Raw genomic sequence first — 25104 nt, 5'->3', positions numbered from 1 at the left:
TGTTAGTTCATAAGAGTCCTCATTTTCTTTGAAAATCCAGCGTCTGCTATGGCAACCACTTTACGTGGTTTACCAAGCGCAGCACTTAATTCCAGTGTGTTAAACACTGTGGAGACTTCTACTTTGTAATAATGACTTTTATCAGTTGTTTTCTTTGTCAAATTATCACCAGCATCATTTGCCAGAAAAACAAGTTTTGCTTTGCCAGATTGGATGGCCTTAATGACCAATTCTTCTCCAGAAATCACTTTTCCTGCACGCTGTGCTAGTCCAATTAAATTTGACAATCTTTGGTGGTTATTCAAGACCTAACTCTCTTCTTTTGACTTTGTGATCTACGTAAGCAATCAATTCATCATAAAATGATTCAGGAACTTCCATTGAAAAGCTACGGTTAAAGACGCGTTTTTCTTTGGCTTGAAGAGCTTCTGCATTATCAAGTTTGATGTAAGCGCCACGTCCGTTTTGCTTACCAGTTGGATCGATAAAAATCTCACCTTCCTTATTTTTAACAATGCGAAGTAAATCACGTTTATCAATCACTTCACCTGAAACAACTGATTTTCTTAAAGGTATTTTACGTGTTTTAGCCATGAAACACCTCTATCTTTCTTATTCTGCGTCGTTTGCTACAACTTCTGTTTCAGCAGTTTCAGCAACTTCTTCAGCTGGAGCAGCTGCTTGTTCTGCACGTTCAGCTTCAAGTGCTTCATATTCTGAAGCAGATTTGATGTCGATACGGTAGCCAGTCAAGTGCGCAGCCAAACGAACGTTTTGTCCACGACGACCGATAGCAAGTGACAATTTGTTGTCAGGAACAACAACAGTTGCACGTTTGCTGTCTTCTTCGTCGAAAAGAACCATATCAACTTCAGCTGGTGCAATAGCGTTGTAGATGAATTCAGCTGGATCTTCAACCCATTGGATAACGTCAATATTTTCTTCAACAGGAACTTCTACGCCAGCTTTAGCATCATAACGTTTTGGATGGAATTTGCTGATAACTTTCTTAATGTTGCTTCCACCACGACCAACGATTGTACCGATAGCATCAACGTTTGGATTGTGGCTACGAACAGCAACTTTTGTACGATCTCCAGCCTCACGTGAAACGCTCATGATTTCAACAGTTCCGTCAAATACTTCAGGAATTTCTTGTTCCATGATACGTTTGATAAATTGAGGGTGGCTACGACTTACAAAGACGTTAACACCTTTTGGATTATTTTCAACTTTGTAAACGTAAACTTCGATACGGTCGTGTGATTTCCATGTTTCACCAGGAATTTGGTCTTGGTGTGACAATTGTGCTTCAAGAGAACCAAGGTTAACATAGATGAAACGTTGGTCGAAACGTTCAACAGTACCAGTCATGATTTCGCCTTCGTGTTGTTTGTACTCGTTGTAAGTCACTTCACGAATTTGACGACGCATTTTTTCCATGATTGTTTGTTTAGCTGATTGAGCAGCCACACGACCAAATTCAGCAACAGATTCTTCAAAACGAATTTTGTCACCTAGTTCGTAAGCTGAGCTAATTTTCAATGCATCTGACAAGCTGATTTCTAGACGGCTATCAAAAACTTCTTCAACAACTTCACGAACTGTGTAGACTTTAAAGTCACCTTTTTTGTCGTCGAATTCAATAACACATGATTCAGATTGACCATAACGACGTTTATAAGCTGATTTCAAAGATTCTTTGACAGCGTCGATGATATCGTCTTTGTTAATGTGTTTTTCTTCTTCCAAAATACGGAAGGCTTCTAGCATTTCTTTGCTCATTTTTTTCATTGCCCTGCATGGCTAAGCAGGACGTAATCCTTTCGTTTATATCTAAGTAAAATCAGATTGTAGTTTGTTATAGTAGTTTGACTACAATTTCACTGCCAAACGCGCTTTTGCAACTGTTGAATATGGAATTTCAACGGTTTTCTTGCGTGTTTTGTCCAAATAATCAATAGTCAATGTTTCACCATCAAAAGCTACAAGGTCTCCTTGGAATACCTTAACTTTATCAATAGCTTTGTAAAGACTAACATTGACATAAGAACCTACAGCTTTTTCAAGAGCTTCTTTAGTCTTCAATGGACGCTCCAAACCAGGGCTAGACACTTCCAACATGTATTGTTCTGGGAATGGGTCTGGTTTGATGGCATCAAGTAGAGGACTAATAATTTCAGTCAAATCAGCTGTATCATTTACGGTGATCCCTCCTGGTTTGTCAATCAAGATACTAAGGACATAGTCGCTGCCCATTTTTCCATACTCAACATCAACCAATTCGAACGGATCTTTAATAGCAGGCGCAACTGCTTTTGTAACCAATTCAATGATTGTATTTGCGTTTGCGATAAGAATCCCCTCCTTCTTCTATCAATATCAAAATAGAAAGTTCATCACATTGGCTCACTTGTCGTAAAACCAACGGTATTAGTAGCATGCGTTAAAAGCTTATCCGTCAGCAAAATGACTTTAAGCACACACAAGAGGCGAAGTCACAAACTCCGCCTCCTTCTACTTATTTTATATCATAATAACATAATTTAAGCTCTTTGACAAGTCAAAAGCTTGATAGAATGGGAAATATCATCCTTTTCCCGCAAGAATATCAGATGTCTTGTAAACTCCTGGAGCATAGGTACGTCCGAAAAGTTTCTTCGTCAAAGCATTGAAGGTGTAGTGGTCATCCAAAATAACAACTTCATCATAAGTTTTTAGCATGGCAATAAAATCTTTATCCGTAAAGGTGAAATCATCCCTTGCTTCAATATTTTCATTCCAAAGGTAATAACTTGTTGCGTTGTTACTGTAAGACTTCATCAATTCAAGAAATTCCTTGTCTGCTTGGACAAAGTTTTCTCTGGCATCAACGTTAACGTCCCAAAGATAGTAACGACTAGCATATTGCACAAAGAAACTATCCACATGTTCTTTATCTGCTGTTACCACAAGAATTCGTTTTTTATCAGATGTCTTGTAAACTCCTGGAGCATAGGTACGTCCGAAAAGTTTCTTCGTCAAAGCATTGAAGGTGTAGTGGTCATCCAAAATAACAACTTCATCATAAGTTTTTAGCATGGCAATAAAATCTTTATCCGTAAAGGTGAAATCATCCCTTGCTTCAATATTTTCATTCCAAAGGTAATAACTTGTTGCGTTGTTACTGTAAGACTTCATCAATTCAAGAAATTCCTTGTCTGCTTGGACAAAGTTTTCTCTGGCATCAACGTTAACGTCCCAAAGATAGTAACGACTAGCATATTGCACAAAGAAACTATCCACATGTTCTTTATCTGCTGTTACCACAAGAATTCGTTTTTTAGACGAATCCATATTGTTACCTGTTAATTTATGGAGCTCTTTAGAAACTTTATTGGTTTCTTGGTTGTTGTTAAAGACAATGCTGTTGTTTTCAGATAATAGCATTCCCACCGCATAAATGGCTAAAACAAGCGTTGCGTATTGGTAAAGCCGTTTATTTAACAAAGTCTTATAAGACTTGGCGTTACGCTTGCTGAGGATTTGCTCATAAAGGCACTCATCCATTACCCAAGCAAGCGCCATGACCATGTAACCAAAAGCAAAAATAACCATACTTGACGCATAGCGTTCAAAACCAGCTAATTGTAGAGCCTCGTCTGTCGGCATAGCTGTCAAATACATCAACAAAATACTAATATAGTAAGTTACAATTGAAACATCAATGAAAAGCCATGCTAAAAAAACACCCTTTTTATGTTTCAAACGAATACCTAAAATAATAAAGGCAACTAACAATATTAGATTAATAATGATAATACCTTGAGTTGATAGACTAGTCACATCAAAGACTGATTTAATAAAGAGCTTGATGATTTTTTCTGGCACCCCTCCTGAAACATGACCAGTCAAGATTTCTCCTTCGACTTAAATAGTACTCCAGAATTACAACTGCTAACAATCCTGTTAAAATTGATAAAACTAGCGGATTGCCACGCTCGACAACAATTTCTTCATAAAGCAAGATAACTGACAGCACTAACGCAATCATAACCAGCAAATATGAAATCAATTTATGATATTTTCTTAAAAAAATTCTGACTTTTAACAATGGCACGCGCCTCAATCATTCTAGGTAATCATAATTAATTACCAACCTATAACTTTTCTAAATCTTTTCCAAAAAAACGCCCTTGATATTTCAACTGTTAAAAATTCAAAGGACGTTTCTTTTTATATTCAATTGTGTAAGGAGAGGAAGGGACTCGAACCCTCAAAACATTACAACGTTCATCCACTATGTAACCTCTCCAACCGAAGTGCTATTCACTTCTTTTGATAGTTTCAGCAAATCACTGAAATTGTGCTTCCACACGGTAAATGACTTGACCTTTTTTAGAGAATTTTTCTTCATATTCTGTCATGACATTTCCTTCAAAATCACTAGCATGCAAATCCAACCAAACTTGTTTTAAAATCATGCCATATTGTGAGAAGCTTGCTAAGCTATATTCAAACAAGCCTCGGTTATCAGTTTTGAAGTGGATTTCACCGTGTTCAGGTAAAATCTGACGGTAAGTATCCAAGAATGTCTTATAAGTCAAACGACGTTTTTCATGACGTTTCTTAGGCCATGGATCTGAGAAATTCAAATACATCAAATCAATTTCGCCGTCTTCAAAATAATTAGTCAAATCTGAACCATCAACTAGTAGCAAACGAACATTTGGTGCTTGGCTATCTAGAACTTTATCCAAAGCATAACTTAATACTGATACTTGAATATCAATTCCGATATAGTTAATATCAGGATTTTGCAAGGCCATTCCTGTGATGAATGCTCCTTTTCCTGAACCAACTTCAATGTGGATTGGGTTATCATTACCAAAAACTTCGCGCCAATGACCTTTTGCTTCTTCTGGATTTAAGATAACATAGTGTGGGTTATTTTCTAAGTGCTCCTCAGCACCCTTACGTTTTCTAACTCGCATTATTTATTTTTACTAACTAACTCCCTAAATTTTCGTAAGCCGTAAATTTCTTGGTTTACGTGCTCCATATCTCGTTTATCAAAACATTTCAAAATCTGTGAAAGATATGAGAACTGTCCGTACCAAGCAACTTTACTGCGTACTTTTTCATTGTCTTTATAGCCATAATAATTCAACCACTCACCCCAACGTGTGTAAGGAATGTAGTGACTCAAAAGAAAGGCTACGTCGTACATTCGATCTGTCAAACGAACAGAATCCCAGTCAACAAGGTAAATCATACCACTTGTTGTGATAACCCAGTTACTGTGTTTGATGTCCCCATGTACAATGGTCGCAACTTCAGAACGAAATTCTGGTAAGCTACGTTTTAGTTCTTTTACAATACCTTGCAAATACGTATTTTCACGAATTTGCAACGGTGCATTTTTTTCCCAGTCAACCAACAAATCATATGGATTTTCAATCTTATAGTTTAACTGCAACAATTGGTTAACCAATGGTCGTGACTTGTGTAAACGCAAAAGAATATGGACAATCTGTTTACTACCCATATCCTCTTTAGTCAAAATTCTTCCATCAAGCCATTCTTGTGCACTCATTGTATCGCCATTACCAGTGCGACGCACCCACAATAATTGTGGCGCAATCTGCTCTTTAGCAAGAGCTGGTAAAATTGGTGTCGTGTTAAACTTGATAAAGATTTTTTCACCATTCGGATATTGACCAATAAAGGCTTTCCCACTTTTTCCTCGAAGTGGTGTCATTGTCAATTCCTGATCTGATACTGTTGTCACCTGTCTGCCCTCCTTTTCTTTCATATATAATACGTTAATACTTTTCTTCACTTTTATTTTACTTGTTTTACAGCCCCTAGTCAATCATCTTCGCAATTTTGTAAGGAAGATACCATTCTGTAACAATTACAGTAATCAAAATCAAAAGCCCTGCAGCCTTCAAAGAAAAACATAATAACACATCAAGCAAGCAAATCATATAAGATAAAGTTCGTAGCAAAGCCTTTAAATTCGCCATTTTCTGCGCTTCTGAAATGGGGTATAAGCGTGTTAAATATTGATACTCAAAATGTTGAGCAAGTCCTAACAACTGAAACAGTAAAAGATAATTAAAAATTAAAGCAAGTCCAGCTGCTACCAGATGATTTGGAATAAACAGCAAAGCAAGAACACCTAATAAAACCAGACGCAAAGTTAAAGCCAGATAATCCGAACTACGAAGAAAGGCCCTGAGATAAAGATTTGACCATGTTTTATCATGACGCTTCTTAACCAAACCAAGCATCTTATCTAAGTAAACACGACGTTTGACACTTGCCGAAATTCCCTTAACCGTTGTAAAGAGGGCAAAGAATTTCAAAATAGATTGACGGCGTTTGGTTTCATAAGTAATGGCAGTTTCCCAAGAAAAATGACCATTTCTAAAAAAGACTTTTTCTTTTCTTGCCATAATCACCCACTTGATACCAAGTAAAATTAGCAAAAGTACCGCAAAAACAGGAACTGAGAAACCTAATTTAAATAAAATAGGTGCTAGCAACAAGAAAACAGCTGTTTGTAGCACCGCCCAAACACCAAAAGACCGAACTCTAGCTTGGTGAATCCAAGCCACCACTTCTTCTTCTTTTGGCAAATAAAATAGCTTATCTGGTGCTTCAATATAAGTTGCAATTTTACCAAGACTAAGAAGAGCAAGCGTCACAATGACCAAAATGACATCAAGCCACCAATGTTGCTTTGGAAAATGCTTTAATAACTCACCGTATTGGACCATCAAAAAACCTGATAAGAAAAGCAAGACCAAGACAAAATGATCATTTAAGACATAACGCAAGTATTTCAGACATTGCCCTAAAAAGAGGCTGCGTCGTTTTCGAAAAACTTCTTTCATTTCTATCCCTCTTTAGTTAAAGCCATGTAAATATCGTTCAAACTAGCATCTTCTTTTCCAAAAGCTTGACGCAATTCAGCTAGATTTCCCATTGCACGCACTTGACCATGATGCAAAATCACAAATCGATCACACATTTTTTCAGCAGCATCTAGCACGTGTGTTGACATCAAAATAGCTTTGCCTTTTGATTTTTCCTGCGCTAGCAAATCCGTCAAATCAGAAATCGCCAAAGGATCTAGCCCCAAAAATGGCTCATCAACGATAAACAAATGAGGATCAATCATAAAGGCGCAGACAATCATAACCTTTTGCTTCATCCCTTTTGAAAAATTAATCGGGAACCACTCAAGCTTATCAGACAAACGGAAAAGTTTTAGCAATTCCTTTGCACGCGCCATCGCCTCATCAAAATCAAGGTCATAAGCCATAGCAACCGTCTCTAAATGCTCACGTAAAGTTAACTCTTCATACAAGCTTGGCGTTTCAGGAATAAAGCCAATCTTTTTGCGATACTCTGCTTGGTTATCAGCCAAAGTCAAGCCGTCAAGCGTAATCTTTCCTTGATAAGGTGTCAAAAGTCCGATAACTTCATTAATCGTCGTTGATTTCCCAGCACCATTTAGCCCAATCAAGCCGACCAACTCACCGTCACCAACTTCAAAAGAAATATTTTTTAAAACAGGGATATTAATGTATCCACCTGTGACATTTTCAATTTTTAACATAAGCTACCCACATTTTTTTGATATAATAATTATAACAAAATCAAAGGATTATAGGTGATTCAAATGGAAAATTGCATCTTTTGTAAAATTATCGCAGGTGACATTCCGTCATCAAAAGTTTATGAAGACGATAAAGTCTTAGCTTTCTTAGACATTTCACAAACAACTAAAGGACACACTCTCCTCATTCCAAAAGAACACGTTCGTAACGTCCTTGCTATGTCTGAAGAAACATCACAAGAACTCTTTGCGCGCTTGCCAAAAGTTGCGCGTGCTGTTCAAAAAGCGACTGGAGCTGTTGGCATGAACATCGTCAACAATAACGAAGAAGTCGCTGGACAAACCGTTTTCCACGCTCATGTTCATCTCATTCCACGTTATGCTAACGACGACGAATTCTCACTTAACTTCACAGAACACGAACCAGATTTTGAAGCTCTTGGAAAATTAGCAGAGCAAATTGCTAAAGAGGTAGAAGCATGAAATTAAGCTCTTTTATCGCCTTAGGCCTAGCTGGATGCGCTGGATTTACAGCTTACCAAGCTTACCAAAAACGCGAAGAGATTAAAGACGATATCGCTGACGCTAACGATATCAGTGACAAAATTGCTGCAGATATTACCAAAATCAACCAAGCGATTGATAATATCAACCAACAATTACCAAAACTTGAAAGCATTAGCCAAGAATTGGACTACAAACGTCGCTTATTTGAACAAGAAAGCAATAGCCGACTTGAACAAATCAAAACGACACTTTCAAAATACCAAGAATTAGAACAATAACAAAAAGTACTGGAAAATTCCAGTACTTTTTGTACGCCTCTCAAATCTAACATAAAAAAGCCGACCAAATAGTCGACTTTTTTATGTTAATATGCATAAGCACTTGCATCTTGTGAATAAGTATCGGTTGAGTAATCACTGTAGCCACTGTTGCTATAATCACTATAACCAGTGTCATAACCTGTGCTATAGCCACTATCATAACTGCTATAATCGCTACTGTAATCACTACCATAATAAGATGAAGTACCGTAAAGATTCTCAGAAAGAACTGCTGTTGTTTTTAATTCTGTGCTTTCTTCTAAACCAAGTTGTTTCTTAATACGATTTTGCACTTCAAGCAAATGATCAGAACTTACGATTTGGTAAGAAATTTCATTAATCGTTTGTCCTTCACCCTCTAACTGATACGTTTCAATATTTTTTAGAGAATCCGCATAACCAAGAAGACTTGGAATAGTACGTGATGAAATTTCAACGTTTGTTTGCATGTTCTTACTTACAGCAGATAGAATTTTTTTGTAAGATGACACGCTATCAAGAGCTAAAATTTTCTTAAGCACTTTTTGGATAACTTCACGTTGACGTTGTTGACGACCGTAGTCTCCTTTTGGATCTTGGTGACGCATACGTGCGTATACCAAAGCTTGGTCACCATTAATCTTGTGAGTTCCAGGTTCAATTGATGACGTGTATTCGGGCTCTGTCTCTTCAATTGAGATTGGGAAGTCAAAATCATTTGTGACTGTGATACCACCTACGGCATTAACTAAGTCAACCAAACCTTGCATGTTGATTTGCATGTAGTAATCAATCTTAATATCAAGCAAATCTTGGATGGTCATGATAGCCATCTGAGCACCACCTGAAGCATAAGCAGCATTCAATTTAGCTTGAGCACCATTCATATCATTATCTTCAGGACCTGTTAATTCAATAAGAATATCACGTTCAAGACTTGTCATTGTTGTCGTCTTTGTCTTAGGGTTAACAGTTACCAAAATCATTGAGTCACTGTTCCCTTCCCAAGTTGAATGACGTTCAGAGTCCCCTGTATCAACCCCCATCAAGAGAATCGAGAAAGGTTTTGTCTGTTTAATAGCGTTGCTACTTGAACCAGACGTCTTGTAATCCTTAAACGTTTTTGAGAGCTCACTTGTCGAGAAATTGTAAGCACTTGTAATATAAACACCTAATGCAACAACTGTTGTCACAACGATTGCTGCTATCATAAGCAGAATTTTTTTTCCGAGTTTCATTTGTTTACTTTTAGTCTATCAACCTACTCATCAAGTAGACGTCAAGAAATTCTCCATCTTTAGTTTTTGCGCCACGTTCTTTAGTAGCTTCAATCTTAAAACCGAACTTTTCATAAAGGTGAACAGCTCTGCTATTTCTAGCCTGAACCGTCAACTCCAAACGACGAATCACTGGCGTGTGGCAAGCCCAATCAAGAGCAACTTCCATAAGAAGCGAACCGAGACCATATCCCCAGTATTTTTCTTGCACAGCAATGAAAATATCGCCGATATGATTAGTTTGTGGTGAGCTAGTGCTGGATACATTTAAAACACCAGCCAACTCTTTACCAACTCTTACGACCAAGCAAATTTCATTAACAGACTCAAGATGTCGCTCCAAGAAAATCTCCATATCTTCTTGTGACAAAATCGTTTCTGCAACCACAAAATCTGTCTCTTGACTAACCTGACTAAGCAAGTCAACCAAGGCTTTGGCATCAGAGAGTTGGGCTTCTTCAACGATTACCTCTTGTTCAGCCACGTTCTATAGCCTCCGAAAGCTCCTTACTTCGTGGGCCATTAGATTGTAACTCAATGTCACGACCATCTCCTGAAGGAGTGATAATGATTTCTAAATAATCGCCAAGTAAATCTTCTTCTAAAAGTTCACCCCATTCGATGACAGCAACACCATCACCATACAAGAAATCATCCAAATCAATAGAATCTGGGTCATTTCCAATACGGTAAACATCTAAATGATAGAGCGGTAAACGCCCCTCGTATTCCCGAACAATCGTATAGGTTGGGCTCTTAATCATCTGATCGATATCAAGGCCCTTTGCGATTCCTTTGGTTAATGTCGTTTTACCAGCACCAAGATTTCCAGTTAAAACCAGAACATCTCCTGCTTGTAATTTTCGACCGAGTCGATAACCATAAGCCATCAACTCATCTTCATTATGACTATAAAACATGAGTCCATTATATCAAAATTCTGCTTACCTTCCAAGTCTCGCCAGTTTTTTCATCGGTAGATTTTATCCAATAGGCTATTAAATTCACTAATGACAAGCTTTCTACCACTTTCACCATACAAAAAAAGCCGAAGGTGAGAGAACGTACCTTCAGCTTTTTGTCAAAAACTATATTTTATAAAATAGCCAAGCTAACGAAATTAAGAATGAATAAGAAGTCAAGAACCCACATAACAGCGTGAACTTCTTTTGCTTGACCTTTTACAATTTTAACTAATGTGTAAGTGATGAATCCAGCAGCGATACCGTAAGTAATGCTGTAGCTGAATCCCATAAAGATTGATGTGAAGAATGCTGGAACTGCTTCGCCAAGATCATCCCATTTAACGTTTTTAAGATTTGAAAGCATCATGACACCAACGATAATAAGAATTGGAGCTGTTGCTTGTGTAGGAACGATTGAAACAAGTGGGCTAAAGAAGCTTGAGATAGCAAATAGTACGGCAACTGTAAGAGCAGTCAAACCAGTACGACCACCAGCACCAATACCTGCAGCAGATTCAACGTAAGTTGTAACGTTTGAAGTACCTGCGATGGCACCTAGTGTAGTACCAACTAAGTCAGAATAAAGGGCACGATCAAGTGCTTTAGACTCTTTGTTTTCACCAGTTGAAGCAATAATACCAACTTTTTCACCGGTACCAACAAGTGTACCGATTGTATCAAAGATATCTGTCAATGAGAAAGCAAGGATTGCCATCAAGACACCTGGAATACGTGAAGCATCTGAGAACAATGAACCAAGACCTTGACTACCGAGAGCTACACCAAAGATTTCTTTCAAATCATTGATTGAAGCTGACAAGTTAGTTGCAGCCCAGTTAACTGAACCAAGATCAACAACACCAATCAAAATACCAACAACTGTAGTTGCAGCAATTGAAAGGATAACACCACCACGAATTCCTTTAACGATAAAGAAGATTGAGATGGCAAGTCCAATCAAAGCAAGGATAACACCTGGTGTGTTAAAAGCGACCAAACCTGGTGTAGCTGATGCGTTAGCTGTAATTGAAGCAAGACCTTTATCAGCACCAGTACCAGCAACTGTATAAGTACCAGCATCGATAGAGAATTTCAAGAAGCCGGCATTTTTAATACCAACATAAGCAAGGAAAATACCGATACCAGCTGAAATAGCTGATTTCAATGCTGCTGGGATTGATTCAATAATCAATTTACGAACTTTAGTTACTGTAATAACAAGTGAGATAAGTCCGCAGATGAAGACCATCGCAAGAGCTTCTTGCCAAGAGTAACCTAGTGAAAAGACAACTGTATATGTGAAGAAGGCGTTAAGTCCCATACCTGGTGCTTGTGCATATGGAAGATTAGCGTAGAAGGCCATCATCAATGTACCTACAACAGCACCGATAATTGTAGCAAGGAACACACCTTGTGTAGGCATTCCAGCTTGTGAAAGGATTGATGGGTTAACGAACAATACATATGACATTGCAAAGAATGTTGTTAAACCAGCAGTTACTTCTGTACGAACATCTGTACCATGTTCTTTAAGTTTAAAAAACTTTTCCATTTTTAAATGGTTTCTCCTTTAATAAGGTTAATAATAGTCGCTTTTTCTTCTATTTCCGAACGACTTATATATTCTACCAAAAGATTGTTCAGTTTTCAATAACTTTATTTAAAATTTTCACGATCTAAAAAAATAAGACATAAAACCTGCAAAAAAGTGAAACCAAGCACGAAATGAATAGCATTCCAGCTAATTACATTCAAAATTTCATCAATAACAAGACCAGGTCTAGTGAAAATATCCCAAGAATTTAACCTTGCATAACGTCCAATATGAATCGCGAAACTCGAAACAAAAGACAGAATTATAACGAAAAACATTCGGATATAATAATTTTTTAACTTAAAAGTCACCACTATATTCTTCACACTTTCAATGCCACATAGAACCCCAAATAAGATACTAGACACGTACAACATGTACAGAATCAAGCTAGTTTTATTCCATAAAACCGAATCAGTAAAATTCATATGAACAATATCGGTTAGCATATAAAAGGTGTTCGGATAAAAAAACAACCATAAGAGACCACTTGACCATCTCACCACTTTTTGCTTTGTACAGTAGGAAAGAAGTGAAAAATCAAGAGCTAGCAGCGCCAAAAACATGTTCCATACCAGATCTGGACCTTGCAAATGGTAATAATAAATGCCAAACGAAATGATTCCAAAAAAGATGTGAATCAAAACATTCTTTTTAACCATATTTTCTCCCCCTTTCTTAAGACTTATTATAGCAGAAAAGCACCTAAATTACCCTTTAAAACAAGCAATGAAGACGAGAATACCTCGCCTCCATTTTTCTATTAATCATTATCAAGAACAACAAACATCATGACCTGAACGACCATCAACCCAAGAATAAAAGGCATGTTAATCGTCGATAAAGCTTTCGCCGCTTCTTCAAAGATATTTAAGTGTTGATTAATAATCACTTTCCATGTAATGCCTAATGTTCGGAGTACCTGAAAAAGTAAACTTGCAAAGAATGCTACTCCCATCACAAAGAATACTTGAATATACTGATTTAATTTCAAAGGTTTTAAAATCATTCGCAAACTTAGTGTCCCTGCAACCAATGAAAATACTAGCACTGCCAAATAAATCATAAATGATGTCATCCCGTCAGCTGACCATAAAACAGATGTTGCCCATGACCTATCTGCCACACTGAACAAGACATTTAAATTATTCGGGTAGAAAAAACACCATAAGACAAATGCTGCCACTCGTAGAACAATGTGTTTAAAATAAAAAAAGAAAAATCCCATTTCCACTGTTAACAATGAAAATAGCACATCATTCATCACCCCATTGCTATCTGCATGAAAGAAAGTAATGCTTAAAATAATCCCTAAAGCAAACACATGACTCCAAAAAATTTTATACATTAGCGTAACCTCATTTTTTATTAAAACCATTATATCATACCTACTTTTCTTTTTCTTTGCCACTCTTTTTTGTTATAATAACACCTATGACAAAGAAAAAAATGATTGCTCTTGATTTGGATGGTACACTGCTGCGCAGTGACAATACCATCTCAGATTATACTGTTGATACGATTAAAAAAATACAAGAAAAAGGTCACAAGGTCGTTATTGCGACAGGTCGCCCATACCGTATGGCTCTTGAGCACTACCGTCGCTTACAACTTGAGACACCTATGATTACCTTTAACGGTTCCTTGACACACCTTCCCGAAAAAAAATGGGACTTTGAACACAGCGTCACTATCGATAAACAATACCTGCTTGATGTCCTAGACATCCAAAAAAGTATCCAAGCAGACTTTATCGCTAGTGAATACCGTAAAAAATTCTTCATCAGTGCCGATAATCACGACATCATCAATCCACAACTTTTTGGTGTCGATAAAATCACCGATAAAATGACACTTGATGTAACAAAAATTACCGAAAATCCAAATGGTCTTTTGATGCAAACTCATCACGAAGACAAATATGCTCTTGCCGATGAAATGCGCAAATACTTCAACCACGAAATCGAAATTGATTCATGGGGCGGACCACTTAATATCTTGGAATTCTCACCTAAAGGCGTCAACAAAGCCTATGCTCTCAAGTACTTACTAAAAACTCTAAATATGAACCGAGAAGACTTGATTGCCTTTGGTGATGAACACAACGACACTGAAATGTTGACCTTCGCCGGTACAGGCTACGCCATGAAAAATGCTAGCAACGTACTCCTACCATTTGCTGACAAACAAACAGACTTCACCAACGAAGAAGACGGTGTTGCGAAAGAATTGGCGAAAATTTTTCTATAAATTTCTGAAAAACTTCTTTTTAGGAAGTTTTTTCTTTTTTTCATCGTTTTCAAAACCTTTTCATGATTATTTAAAAAAACATAGCATTTTTCCCGAACATTATTTTGCGAATTATACAATTTAATCGCTTTATTTTGCGGATTTCTGAAAATTTTTCATGATTTCTGTTATTTTTTCTCAAAAAGCTATTGCATTTTTTGTGAAAACGTTTTACAATAATATCGTTCTTAAAATTTCCTTGGAACGGAAAAGAATTGCCGGACTTGTCCGGAAGGAGATTATTCTTTTTTGTTTCAACGAAAAATAATCATAAGGAGGAAGAACAAGAATGGGTATCGGTATTATTATTGCCAGCCATGGTAAATTTGCTGAAGGTATTCATCAATCAGGTTCTATGATCTTTGGTGACCAAGAGAAAGTTCAAGTTGTAACTTTCATGCCAAGCGAAGGACCTGATGATTTATATGCACACTTCAACGATGCTATCGCACAATTTGATGCTGATGATGAAATCCTCGTACTAGCTGACCTTTGGAGTGGTTCTCCATTTAACCAAGCTAGTCGCGTAATGGGTGAAAATCCAGACCGCAAGATGGCTATCATTACAGGTCTTAATTTGCCAATGCTTATCCAAGCCTACACTGAGCGTATGATGGACGCAAATGCAGGTGTTGAACAAGTTGCCGCAAATATCATTAAAGAGTCTAAAGACGGTGTTAAAGCACTTCCTGAAGAACTCAACCCAGCTGAAACAGCTGCTGCAGCGCCTGCCGCACAAGCTGCTCCTCAAGGTGCTATCCCTGAAGGAACTGTCATCGGTGATGGTAAACTTAAAATCAACCTCGCTCGTATTGACACACGTCTTCTTCACGGACAAGTTGCAACAAACTGGACACCAGCTTCTAAAGCTGATCGTATCATCGTTGCATCTGACACTGTATCTAAAGATGAATTGCGTAAAGGCTTGATCAAACAAGCAGCACCAAACGGTGTTAAAGCAAACGTTGTTCCAATCAAGAAATTGATTGAAGCTTCTAAAGACCCTCGTTTTGGTAACACACACGCACTTATCTTGTTTGAAACACCTCAAGAAGCTCTTGAAGCTATCGAAGGCGGTGTGCCAATTAAAGAACTTAACGTTGGTTCAATGGCTCACTCAACAGGTAAAACAATGGTTAACAACGTATTGTCAATGGACAAAGATGACGTTGCTACATTTGAAAAATTACGTGACCTTGGCGTAACATTCGATGTTCGTAAAGTCCCTAATGATTCTAAAAAAGACTTGTTTGATCTAATCAAAAAAGCAAACGTTCAATAATTTTTGAATTAAGCTTTCAGCAGGGTGAAAAAGAAAGCGTTTCTATGAAGGGCTTTCACCTGTCGTGAGAATCAAACTTTCCTGTTTTTATCCAAAACATGTAAGCCTTGGTTTCTGGCTTACAATTGCACATTGAAAACTTTTATAAACGAAAGGAACTAGAATAATGTCAGTTATTTCTATGATTTTAGTCGTTGTAGTTGCCTTCTTCGCTGGTCTTGAAGGTATCCTTGACGAATTCCAATTCCACCAACCACTAGTTGCCTGCACACTTATCGGTCTTGTTACTGGTAACCTTGAAGCAGGTATCATCCTTGGCGGTTCTCTACAAATGATCGCTCTTGGTTGGGCTAACATTGGTGCCGCTGTTGCGCCTGATGCTGCCCTTGCTTCTGTAGCTGCTGCTATCATCATGGTTAAAGGTGGAGACTTCACTTCTAAAGGTATCGCAGTTGCAACAGCAACAGCTATCCCTCTTGCCGTTGCAGGTCTTTTCCTTACTATGCTTGTTCGTACTGCTTCTGTTGCCCTTGTTCACGGTGCTGACGCTGCTGCTAAAGAAGGTAACATCGCTGCAGTTGAACGTACTCACTTGGTAGCTCTATTCCTTCAAGGTCTTCGTATTGCTGTTCCTGCTGCTCTTCTTCTTGCAGTACCAACTTCAGCAGTACAATCTATCCTTAACGCTATGCCAGACTGGTTGTCAGGTGGTATGGCTGTCGGTGGTGGTATGGTTGTTGCCGTAGGTTACGCTATGGTTATCAACATGATGGCTACAAGCGAAGTATGGCCTTTCTTCGCAATCGGTTTTGCCGTTGCTGCTATCTCTGACCTTACTCTTATCGCCCTTGGTACAATTGGTGTTGCTCTTGCCTTCATCTACCTTAACCTTTCAGCGAAAGGTGGAAACGGTGGCGGAACTGTTTCAGGTTCTGGTGACCCAATCGGCGACATCTTGGAAGACTACTAGAAAGGGGTACAAACATGGCTGAAAAACTTCAATTATCAAAATCTGATCGTCAAAAAGTTTGGTGGCGTTCTACTTTCCTTCAAGGATCTTGGAACTACGAACGTATGCAAAACTTAGGTTGGGCATACGCTTTGATCCCTGCTATCAAAAAACTTTATACATCTAAAGAAGACCGAGCTGCTGCTCTTGAACGTCACTTGGAATTCTTCAATACTCACCCATACGTTGCTGCTCCAATCATCGGTGTAACTCTTGCCCTTGAAGAAGAACGTGCAAATGGTGCTGAAATTGATGACACAGCTATCCAAGGGGTTAAAATCGGTATGATGGGACCTCTTGCTGGTGTTGGTGACCCAGTCTTCTGGTTTACAGTTCGTCCTATTCTTGGTGCCCTTGGTGCTTCACTTGCTATGGCAGGTAACATCGTTGGTCCACTTCTATTCTTCTTCGGATGGAACATCATCCGTATGGCATTCTTGTGGTACACTCAAGAACTTGGTTACAAAGCTGGTTCTGAAATCACTAAAGACCTTTCAGGTGGTATCATCCAAAAAATCACTAAAGGTGCTTCAATCCTTGGTATGTTCATCTTGGCTGTCTTGGTTGAACGTTGGGTATCAATTAACTTCACTGTTGATCTTCCTTCAACTAAACTTTCAGAAGGTGCTTACATCGAATTCCCTAAAGGAAACGTAACTGGTACTGAACTCCAAGGTATTCTTGGTAAAGTGGCTGATGGACTTAGCCTTTCACCAGAAAAAGCTAACACACTTCAAGGTCAATTGAACTCATTGATTCCTGGTTTGATGGGACTTGCTCTTACATTCCTTTGCATGTGGTTGCTTAAGAAAAAAGTTTCTCCAATCACAATCATCATCGGATTGTTCATCGTTGGTATCATCGCTCGTTTCTTCGGAATCATGTAAAAAAAGAAAGGAAGGATTTCGGTCCTTCTTTTTTTATTATGTTATAATAGACTAAAAGCTAATTCAGAGGAGATTACATGGCACAATCACTTAACTCTACCGTGGAATTAACGACTACTGGTGTCTCTTACCTTGGTATGGGAGGAAAAGTTGGCAAATTCCTTCTCGGTAACAAAGGTCTTGAATTTTATAGCGACGCTAACGTCGAAGATTATATCCAAATTCCTTGGGAAAACATCGAAAAAATCGGCGCTAACGTTTCTCGTAACAAAGTCAGCCGTCACTTTGAAGTCTTTACAGACAAAGGAAAATTCCTTTTTGCTTCAAAAGACTCAGGAAAAATCTTAAAAGTGGCTCGCCAACATATCGGAAACGACAAAGTTGTTCGTATGCTTACACTTGTTCAAGTCCTTATGAAAAAACTAACAGGATTTGTCAAAAAGAAATAAATCTAGTATAATAAATAGTACGGATAAGTAAGAGTGGAGCTCTTTCAGAAAGTCTGCGGTTGCTGTGAGCAGATAGAGCGACAGATCTGAAATTCTACCGTTATATCAATTAAAAATAGAAATTAAGTGCACAGGATGTGAAGCTGGATGGAACCGCGCGATTGCGCTCCAGCAGTTAACATGCTGTGCTTTTTGTTCATCTGGGCACAGCTAACCCTATGAGCGCTAAAAAAACTGGAGGAAACTTATGTTAGACATCAAACGTATTCGTAACGATTTCGACGAAGTCGCTAAAAAATTAGCTACACGTGGCGTTGCTGCTGAAAAACTTGCTGAACTTAAAGAACTTGACGACAAACGTCGTGAATTGCTTGTTAAATCTGAATCAGCTAAAGCTGAACGTAACACTGCTTCTGCAGCTATCGCTCAAGCAAAACGCAACAAAGAAGATGCTTCTGAACAAATCGCTGCAATGCAAAAATTGTCAGCAGACATCAAAGCTACTGACGCTGAACTAGCTGAAATCGATGAAAAAATATCTGAATTCACAGCAACACTTCCAAACATCCCAGCTGCTGATGTTCCTGTCGGTGCTGACGAAGACGAAAACGTTGAAGTTCGTCGTTGGGGAACACCTCGTGAATTTGACTTTGATATCAAAGCTCACTGGGATCTTGGTGAAGATCTTGACATCCTTGACTGGGAACGTGGTGCAAAAGTTACTGGTTCTCGTTTCCTATTCTATAAAGGTCTTGGAGCTCGCCTAGAACGCGCTATCTACAACTTCATGTTGGATGAACACGCTAAAGAAGGTTACACAGAAGTTATTCCTCCATACATGGTAAACCATGACTCAATGTTTGGTACTGGTCAATATCCTAAATTCAAAGAAGACACATTTGAATTAGCTGATTCTGACTACGTTCTTATTCCAACTGCTGAAGTTCCTCTTACAAACTACTACCGCGGTGAAATCCTTGATGGTAAAGAACTTCCAGTTTACTTCACAGCAATGAGCCCATCATTCCGTTCAGAAGCTGGTTCTGCTGGTCGTGACACTCGTGGTTTGATTCGTCTTCACCAATTCCACAAAGTTGAAATGGTTAAATTCTCTAAACCAGAAACTTCATACGATGAATTGGAAAAAATGGTTGTCAATGCTGAAAACATCCTTCAAAAACTTGGCCTTCCATACCGCGTTATCACACTATGTACTGGAGACATGGGATTCTCAGCTGCTAAAACTTACGACCTAGAAGTTTGGATTCCAGCTCAAAACACTTACCGTGAAATCTCAAGTTGTTCAAATACTGAAGATTTCCAAGCACGTCGTGCACAAATCCGTTACCGTGACGAAGCTGATGGTAAAGTTAAACTTCTTCACACTCTTAACGGTTCAGGTCTTGCAGTTGGACGTACAGTTGCTGCTATCCTTGAAAACTACCAAAATGAAGATGGTTCTGTAACAATTCCAGAAGTACTTCGTCCATACATGGGTGGGGCTGAAGTTATCTCACCTAAATAATAAACCTAAAACACCTACTAATCACTTGATTAGCAGGTGTTTTTGTATAAGAAAAAATCCCCTTTGAACCATCCTCAAAATCAAGAAAATGATTTCTGTGACTTGAGGCTAGTACAATGCGGGATTTTTAAAATTTTCTAAAGCGTTGATAACGATTTTCAAGTAATTGTTCCAAAGGAAGTTGGCTAAGCTCCTCTAGTTCAGAAATAAGATTTGTCTTAATCATCTCAACGATTTCGCTTGAAAAATAACCATGTTCTGGAATCACTTTATCAATAACTCCCATATTGTAAAGTTCTCCAGCTGTTATTTTCATCAGTTCTGCAGCTTCGGTTGCACGTGAACCATCTTTCCAAAGGATTGAGGCAAAGCCTTCTGGGCTCAAAATCGCATACATGCTGTGTTCAAGCATCCATACCTTATCGGCCACAGCAAGTGCAAGAGCACCTCCAGAACCACCTTCACCAATAATAATAGCAATAATCGGTACTTTAAGATCACTCATTTCAAGTAAATTACGTGCAATAGCCTCACCTTGTCCGCGTTCTTCTGCACCAACACCTGGATAAGCTCCAGCAGTATTGATAAAAGTAACGACAGGACGACCAAATTTCTCGGCTTGTTTCATCAAGCGAAGCGCCTTGCGGTAACCTTCTGGATTCGGTTGACCGAAATTGCGTTTTAGATTCTCCTGTAAATTTTTCCCTTTTTGAATACCAATAACTGTCACAGGACGACCGGCAAGTCGAGCAATTCCCCCAACGATTGCTCCATCATCAGCAAAATGACGATCTCCATGAAGTTCCATAAAGTCATCAAAAATCAAATTAGCATATTCCAAGGTTGTCAAACGCCCTTGATCACGCGCTTCTTTCAAAATTCTTGATACGTCGCTACTCATTTGGCACCTCCATGAAACGCAACTAATTTAGCAATTGTGTCTGGCATTTCTGTACGTTTAACAATGGCATCCACAAAACCGTGTTCTAAAAGAAACTCTGCTCTTTGGAAATCTTCAGGTAAGTTTTCGCGCACCGTTGTCTCAATAACACGACGACCGGCAAAACCAACCAAAGCTTGCGGTTCTGCTAGGATAATGTCACCTTCCATGGCAAAGCTTGCTGTCACCCCTCCTGTTGTGGGGTCAGTCAAGATTGTCAAATAGAATAAACCAGCTTCAGAGTGACGTTTAACAGCAGCTGAAATTTTTGCCATTTGCATCAAACTCATGATACCTTCTTGCATACGAGCACCGCCTGATGCTGTAAAGATAACAACAGGTAGTTTTTCAGCAGTCGCCATTTCAAATAAACGTGTGATTTTTTCGCCGACAACTGTTCCCATTGAAGCCATGATAAAGTTAGAATCCATGATAGCAAGCGCTACTTTTTCTCCCTTAATTAAAGCTTTACCAGTAACGACAGCCTCTTCAAGGCCAGTCTTTTCACGCATTTTAGCCAATTTTTCCTGATAACCAGGGAACTTAAGTGGGTCACTTGTTTCAAGCCCAGTAAAAAGTTCTTCAAAGCTACCTTCATCTACTGTAATCGCCAAACGTTCTTTAGCAGAAATACGGAAGTTATAAGAACAAGCTGGACAAATCTTTGCAACCCCTAAGTCTTTTTGATAAATCATGTGCTTACAAGCTGGACACTTGGCAAACAATTCATCAGGAACCTCAGGAACTTCACGAGGTTCCGATTGTTTAATAGAGTTATTGGGAGTAATTCGGATGTACTTATCTTTTTTACTAAATAAAGCCATGAAATCTCCTAATCATTTTCCTTATTGTAGTTTGGTAAGAATGTCTCCATCAAGAATGAAGTATCATAATCCCCTGCAATCACATGCTCATCACAAATCAAATCCATTTGGAATTCAACGTTTGTTGTCACACCTTCAATTTCCAATTCATAAAGGGCACGTTGCATTTTCATCAAAGCATCAAAACGATTTTCACCATGTACAATGATTTTAGCAATCATACTATCATAATATGGTGGAATCGTATAGCCATTATAAACAGCAGAGTCTACACGCAATCCAACACCACCACTTGGCAAATACAAATCTGTAATTTTACCAGGACTTGGTGCAAAGTTAAACTTCGGATTTTCAGCATTGATACGACATTCGATAGCATGACCTGTGATTTTAATGTCGTCTTGTGTCACAGACAATTCTTGCCCTGCTGCAATACGAATTTGTTCTTTGACAATATCAACACCAGTGACGAATTCTGTTACAGGGTGCTCAACTTGAACACGTGTATTCATTTCCATGAAATAGAATTGTGATGTCTTTTCATCAAGCAAGAATTCAATCGTACCTGCATTTTCATAACCAACGGCTTTGGCTGCGCGTACAGCTGCATCACCAATCTTACCACGAAGGGTTTTACCGATAGCAATTGATGGACTTTCTTCAAGCACTTTTTGGTTATTACGTTGAAGCGAACAATCACGTTCACCAAGGTGAACCACATTACCGTAAGAATCCCCTAAGATTTGAACTTCGATATGGCGAGCCGGGTAAACCACTTTTTCAATATACATAGCACCATTACCAAAAGCTGCCAAAGCTTCTTGAGAAGCTGATTCAAAAGCTGGTACAAGCTCTTGGGCTGATTCAACTTTACGGATTCCTTTACCGCCACCACCAGCTGAGGCTTTTAGCATCACTGGATAGCCGAGTTTTTCAGCAACTTCAAGCGCTTGATCTGCCGTAAAGACTTCACCGTCTGATCCAGGAATAACAGGGACATTAGCTGCAATCATTTCTGCACGGGCATTGATTTTATCCCCCATCTTATCCATGATTTCAGCACTTGGTCCGATAAATTTGATGTGCATTTCTTCACACATGGTTGCAAATTTTGAGTTTTCACTCAAAAAACCAAATCCAGGGTGAATGGCTTCAGCACCTGTTACAATAGCAGCTGACAAGACGGCATTCATATTAAGATAAGAGTCTGTCGAACGAGCTGGACCGATACAAATTGCTTCATCAGCCAAAATCGTATGCAAAGAATTTTTATCAGCTTCAGAATAGACAGCTACCGTATTGATTCCCAATTCACGTGCCGCACGAATAATACGTACCGCAATTTCTCCACGATTGGCAATTAATATTTTTTTAAACATACGTCTGCTTTTTCCTCCTATTTGGAATGTATTAGCATTCCAGTCAAAATTCTTTTTTTGTCACAGTTTACGTTAAACTACTATTTCTTAACTACCAATAGCAAACGTCAATGTGCCAGAAGCTGCTAATTTCCCATCAACTTCTGCTTTTGCCTCAACCACAGCAATCGTACCACGGCGTTTGACAAATTTCGCTGTCATAATCAATTGGTCACCTGGAACAACTTGTTTTTTGAAACGTACTTTATCCATTCCGGCATAAAAGACCAATTTCCCTTTATTTTCTTCTTTTGAAAGTTCTAGAACACCTGCTGTTTGAGCAAGAGCTTCCATGATGAGAACCCCTGGCATAACAGGGTATTCTGGAAAGTGACCATTGAAAAATGGTTCATTGATTGTCACATTTTTAACAGCAACAATTTCATCATCACTCACTTCAAGCACACGGTCAACCAAAAGCATTGGGTAACGGTGTGGTAGAGCTTCACGAATTTGTTTAATATCAATCATTTAATACGTACCAATCCTTGTCCAAATTCAACAACGTCTTCGTTATTTACCATCACTTCTGTCACAATACCATCTTTTGGAGCTGGAATTTCATTCATGACCTTCATAGCTTCAATGATTAACAAAGTTTGACCTTTTTTAACAGCATCACCAACTGATACAAAGGCTGGTTTATCTGGAGCTGGTGCAAGGTAAGCTACCCCAACAAGTGGGCTTGGTACTTCTTCACCTTCAGCAAAAATATCAGTATCAGCTGCTACTTCAGCCTCAGCAGGTGCTGCTGCTTGTGGTGCTTGTGCCGCAGCCACTTCAACAGGAGCTGAAACAGGGGCAGCTGCAGCAACTGGTGCTACAGGCGCAGTGTATTCATTTTTACTAAATGTTAATTCAGACTCACCTGTTTTAAATGAGAATTCACGTAGACTTGACTGGTCAAATTGAGCCATCAAGTCTTTCACTTCAGAAATATTCACGCTTAAGCCTCCCAACGTTTAAATGCTAGAACAGCATTGTGTCCGCCAAATCCGAATGTATTTGAAATGGCATATTCTAATTCTGCTTCTTGACCTTGTCCGTAAACTACATTTGCTTCGATATCTTCTGACAATTCACGAGTACCAGCAGTCATTGGAATGTAGTTGTGGCGAATAGCTTCGATAGTTGCGACAGCTTCAACAGCACCAGCAGCACCAAGAAGGTGTCCTGTGAATGATTTTGTTGAAGATACTGGAACATCTTTACCAAGGACAGTGACGATAGCTTTGCTTTCACCTTTTTCATTAGCTTGAGTTGATGTACCATGTGCGTTAACATAGTCAACATCTTCTGGTGAAATACCAGCTTCTTTGATAGCCAATTCAATAGCTTTTGCAGCACCTGAACCATCAGGAGTTGGTGTTGTTTGGTGGTAAGCATCACAGTTGCTACCATAACCAACAACTTCAGCAAGAATTGTTGCACCACGTTTTTGAGCGTGTTCAAGACTTTCAAGAACAAGCACACCAGCACCTTCACCCATAACAAAACCATTGCGATCTTTATCAAATGGAATAGCAGAACGAGCTGGGTCTTCTGTTGTAGAAAGGGCAGTCAAAGCATTGAAACCACCAATACCAATTTCATTAATTGTAGATTCAGCACCACCAGCTAAAATCACGTCATGGTAACCGAATTTAATTTCACGGAATGCTTCACCGATAGCATCGTTAGATGAGGCACAAGCAGTTGTGATTGATTTACATACACCACGCGCACCAATACGAAGAGCAATGTTACCAGCAGCCATATTTGACAAAGCTTTAGGGATGAACATTGGTTGAATACGTTTGATACCTTTTTCGTGCATACGAATGATTTGTTCTTGCATTTCTTGCAAACCACCGATACCAGATGATACGATGACACCAGTACGGTCACGATCAACTGTATCCATATCAAGTTTTGCATTTTCAAGAGCTTCTAAAGTCGCATAAATCGCATAAAGTGAATATTGATCCATGCGGTTTTTATCTTTACGAACAAAATATTTATCAAAAGGAAAATCATGGATTTCCCCAGCATTATGAACTGGGATTTCAGAATTATCAAATTTAGTAATTGGTCCGATACCAATTTTACCATCATGAAGATTGTTCCAGAATTCTTCTGGTGTATTTCCGATAGGGGATGTTAAACCGTAACCTGTTACTACAACTCTATTTAATGTCATTTTTGTCTCCTTTTAAGAGAAATTATACTTCTAATTTTAAACTATTACAGC

General features: G+C 38.7%; 28 protein-coding genes, 1 tRNA gene and 1 pseudogene. 8 read left to right on the top strand and 22 right to left on the bottom strand.

The features are described 5' to 3' along the window. Positions 1 to 2: 2 nt before the first annotated feature. The 10 genes and pseudogenes from GPZ88_RS06400 to GPZ88_RS06350 all read right to left on the bottom strand — a co-directional run bounded on the left by GPZ88_RS06400 (position 3) and on the right by GPZ88_RS06350 (position 7609). Entirely contained in the window at positions 3 to 305 is a 303-nt protein-coding gene (locus tag GPZ88_RS06400) for a YlxQ-related RNA-binding protein (RefSeq protein ID WP_006531118.1), read from the bottom strand. Continuing rightward, positions 298 to 594, bottom strand: coding sequence for an RNase P modulator RnpM (rnpM, locus tag GPZ88_RS06395; RefSeq protein WP_006531117.1), 297 nt, complete (start codon positions 592 to 594; stop codon positions 298 to 300). Before rnpM ends, GPZ88_RS06400 begins: the two co-directional genes overlap by 8 nt. An 18-nt stretch (positions 595 to 612) precedes the next feature. Then, entirely contained in the window at positions 613 to 1785 is a 1173-nt protein-coding gene (nusA, locus tag GPZ88_RS06390) for a transcription termination factor NusA (RefSeq protein WP_021141728.1), read from the bottom strand. A gap of 90 nt (positions 1786 to 1875) precedes the next feature. Then, entirely contained in the window at positions 1876 to 2337 is a 462-nt protein-coding gene (gene rimP / locus GPZ88_RS06385; RefSeq protein ID WP_039695938.1) for a ribosome maturation factor RimP, read from the bottom strand. A gap of 630 nt (positions 2338 to 2967) precedes the next feature. Continuing rightward, a pseudogene (locus GPZ88_RS06375) lies at positions 2968 to 3903 on the bottom strand (hypothetical protein); the annotation flags it as partial. A gap of 329 nt (positions 3904 to 4232) precedes the next feature. After that, positions 4233 to 4294 (bottom strand) — tRNA-OTHER (locus GPZ88_RS06370). 40 nt (positions 4295 to 4334) lie between these two features. Then, positions 4335 to 4973 (bottom strand): tRNA (guanosine(46)-N7)-methyltransferase TrmB, encoded by a 639-nt coding sequence (trmB, locus tag GPZ88_RS06365; RefSeq protein ID WP_021141720.1) that lies wholly within the window; start codon positions 4971 to 4973, stop codon positions 4335 to 4337. Next, entirely contained in the window at positions 4973 to 5794 is an 822-nt protein-coding gene (gene ccrZ, locus GPZ88_RS06360) for a cell cycle regulator CcrZ (protein WP_158913196.1), read from the bottom strand. The genes trmB and ccrZ overlap by 1 nt, the downstream gene beginning before the upstream one ends. 52 nt (positions 5795 to 5846) lie before the next feature. Further along, positions 5847 to 6881 carry an ABC transporter permease gene (locus GPZ88_RS06355; RefSeq protein ID WP_157628740.1) on the bottom strand — a complete coding sequence of 345 codons (1035 nt, stop codon included), beginning with the start codon at positions 6879 to 6881 and terminating at the stop codon, positions 5847 to 5849. A gap of 2 nt (positions 6882 to 6883) precedes the next feature. Next, positions 6884 to 7609: an ABC transporter ATP-binding protein gene (locus GPZ88_RS06350; RefSeq protein WP_166043738.1), complete on the bottom strand. Its 726-nt coding sequence runs from the start codon at positions 7607 to 7609 to the stop codon at positions 6884 to 6886. A 63-nt stretch (positions 7610 to 7672) separates the two neighbouring features. Between GPZ88_RS06350 and GPZ88_RS06345 the strand changes: the two genes are divergently transcribed. Together GPZ88_RS06345 and GPZ88_RS06340 are read left to right on the top strand one after the other, a co-directional pair. Continuing rightward, entirely contained in the window at positions 7673 to 8092 is a 420-nt protein-coding gene (locus tag GPZ88_RS06345) for an HIT family protein (RefSeq protein WP_074565143.1), read from the top strand. Then, positions 8089 to 8394: a hypothetical protein gene (locus GPZ88_RS06340; RefSeq protein WP_074603720.1), complete on the top strand. Its 306-nt coding sequence runs from the start codon at positions 8089 to 8091 to the stop codon at positions 8392 to 8394. Before GPZ88_RS06345 ends, GPZ88_RS06340 begins: the two co-directional genes overlap by 4 nt. A gap of 86 nt (positions 8395 to 8480) precedes the next feature. On the opposite strand, the gene lytR is transcribed toward GPZ88_RS06340, so the two are convergent. From lytR to GPZ88_RS06310, 6 genes are all read right to left on the bottom strand, one after another. Continuing rightward, entirely contained in the window at positions 8481 to 9653 is a 1173-nt protein-coding gene (lytR, locus tag GPZ88_RS06335) for a glycopolymer--peptidoglycan transferase LytR (RefSeq protein WP_166043736.1), read from the bottom strand. Positions 9654 to 9663: 10 nt separating this feature from the next. After that, complete coding sequence (locus tag GPZ88_RS06330) at positions 9664 to 10176, bottom strand: GNAT family N-acetyltransferase (protein WP_074565147.1); 513 nt, start codon at positions 10174 to 10176, stop codon at positions 9664 to 9666. After that, entirely contained in the window at positions 10169 to 10612 is a 444-nt protein-coding gene (gene tsaE / locus GPZ88_RS06325; protein ID WP_074561333.1) for a tRNA (adenosine(37)-N6)-threonylcarbamoyltransferase complex ATPase subunit type 1 TsaE, read from the bottom strand. The genes GPZ88_RS06330 and tsaE overlap by 8 nt, the downstream gene beginning before the upstream one ends. 175 nt (positions 10613 to 10787) lie before the next feature. Beyond that, a complete protein-coding gene (locus GPZ88_RS06320; protein ID WP_039695970.1) occupies positions 10788 to 12209 on the bottom strand; it encodes an NCS2 family permease in 1422 nt (473 codons plus the stop codon). A gap of 104 nt (positions 12210 to 12313) precedes the next feature. Next, positions 12314 to 12913 carry a DUF1361 domain-containing protein gene (locus GPZ88_RS06315; protein ID WP_039695971.1) on the bottom strand — a complete coding sequence of 200 codons (600 nt, stop codon included), beginning with the start codon at positions 12911 to 12913 and terminating at the stop codon, positions 12314 to 12316. Positions 12914 to 13014: 101 nt separating this feature from the next. Continuing rightward, positions 13015 to 13599 (bottom strand): hypothetical protein, encoded by a 585-nt coding sequence (locus GPZ88_RS06310; RefSeq protein ID WP_166043734.1) that lies wholly within the window; start codon positions 13597 to 13599, stop codon positions 13015 to 13017. Positions 13600 to 13685: 86 nt separating this feature from the next. On the opposite strand from GPZ88_RS06310, the gene GPZ88_RS06305 reads away from it, so the two are divergent. The 6 genes from GPZ88_RS06305 (at position 13686) to serS (ending at position 19692) form a co-directional block, all read left to right on the top strand. Further along, positions 13686 to 14501 carry an HAD family hydrolase gene (locus GPZ88_RS06305; protein ID WP_166043732.1) on the top strand — a complete coding sequence of 272 codons (816 nt, stop codon included), beginning with the start codon at positions 13686 to 13688 and terminating at the stop codon, positions 14499 to 14501. A gap of 328 nt (positions 14502 to 14829) precedes the next feature. After that, entirely contained in the window at positions 14830 to 15822 is a 993-nt protein-coding gene (locus tag GPZ88_RS06300) for a PTS sugar transporter subunit IIB (protein ID WP_074561342.1), read from the top strand. 166 nt (positions 15823 to 15988) lie between these two features. After that, positions 15989 to 16792, top strand: coding sequence for a PTS mannose/fructose/sorbose transporter subunit IIC (locus tag GPZ88_RS06295; protein WP_074870041.1), 804 nt, complete (start codon positions 15989 to 15991; stop codon positions 16790 to 16792). A gap of 14 nt (positions 16793 to 16806) precedes the next feature. Continuing rightward, positions 16807 to 17718, top strand: a complete 912-nt coding sequence (locus GPZ88_RS06290; protein WP_039695974.1) for a PTS system mannose/fructose/sorbose family transporter subunit IID — start codon at positions 16807 to 16809, stop codon at positions 17716 to 17718. Positions 17719 to 17795: 77 nt separating this feature from the next. Continuing rightward, positions 17796 to 18167: a DUF956 family protein gene (locus GPZ88_RS06285; protein ID WP_003067503.1), complete on the top strand. Its 372-nt coding sequence runs from the start codon at positions 17796 to 17798 to the stop codon at positions 18165 to 18167. A 247-nt stretch (positions 18168 to 18414) separates the two neighbouring features. Then, positions 18415 to 19692 carry a serine--tRNA ligase gene (gene serS / locus GPZ88_RS06280; RefSeq protein ID WP_166043730.1) on the top strand — a complete coding sequence of 426 codons (1278 nt, stop codon included), beginning with the start codon at positions 18415 to 18417 and terminating at the stop codon, positions 19690 to 19692. Positions 19693 to 19819: 127 nt separating this feature from the next. Here the strand turns inward: serS and GPZ88_RS06275 are convergent, their stop codons facing one another. From GPZ88_RS06275 to fabF, 6 genes are all read right to left on the bottom strand, one after another. After that, positions 19820 to 20593 (bottom strand): acetyl-CoA carboxylase carboxyl transferase subunit alpha, encoded by a 774-nt coding sequence (locus GPZ88_RS06275; protein WP_074965456.1) that lies wholly within the window; start codon positions 20591 to 20593, stop codon positions 19820 to 19822. Further along, complete coding sequence (gene accD, locus GPZ88_RS06270; RefSeq protein ID WP_074603747.1) at positions 20590 to 21456, bottom strand: acetyl-CoA carboxylase, carboxyltransferase subunit beta; 867 nt, start codon at positions 21454 to 21456, stop codon at positions 20590 to 20592. Before accD ends, GPZ88_RS06275 begins: the two co-directional genes overlap by 4 nt. An 8-nt stretch (positions 21457 to 21464) precedes the next feature. Beyond that, positions 21465 to 22835: an acetyl-CoA carboxylase biotin carboxylase subunit gene (locus GPZ88_RS06265; RefSeq protein WP_158913184.1), complete on the bottom strand. Its 1371-nt coding sequence runs from the start codon at positions 22833 to 22835 to the stop codon at positions 21465 to 21467. An 87-nt stretch (positions 22836 to 22922) separates the two neighbouring features. Continuing rightward, entirely contained in the window at positions 22923 to 23345 is a 423-nt protein-coding gene (gene fabZ / locus GPZ88_RS06260) for a 3-hydroxyacyl-ACP dehydratase FabZ (RefSeq protein ID WP_003067515.1), read from the bottom strand. Beyond that, on the bottom strand, positions 23342 to 23818 hold the full coding sequence (gene accB / locus GPZ88_RS06255; protein WP_074561347.1) for an acetyl-CoA carboxylase biotin carboxyl carrier protein: 477 nt from the start codon (positions 23816 to 23818) through the stop codon (positions 23342 to 23344). Before accB ends, fabZ begins: the two co-directional genes overlap by 4 nt. Positions 23819 to 23820: 2 nt before the next feature. Then, a complete protein-coding gene (fabF, locus tag GPZ88_RS06250) occupies positions 23821 to 25053 on the bottom strand; it encodes a beta-ketoacyl-ACP synthase II (protein ID WP_006531083.1) in 1233 nt (410 codons plus the stop codon). Between the last annotated feature and the right edge of the window lie 51 nt (positions 25054 to 25104).

This window comes from Streptococcus ruminicola (assembly GCF_011387195.1).
GTDB classification, from domain to species: domain Bacteria; phylum Bacillota; class Bacilli; order Lactobacillales; family Streptococcaceae; genus Streptococcus; species Streptococcus ruminicola.
This window is presented reverse-complemented; position numbering and strand designations above follow the sequence as displayed.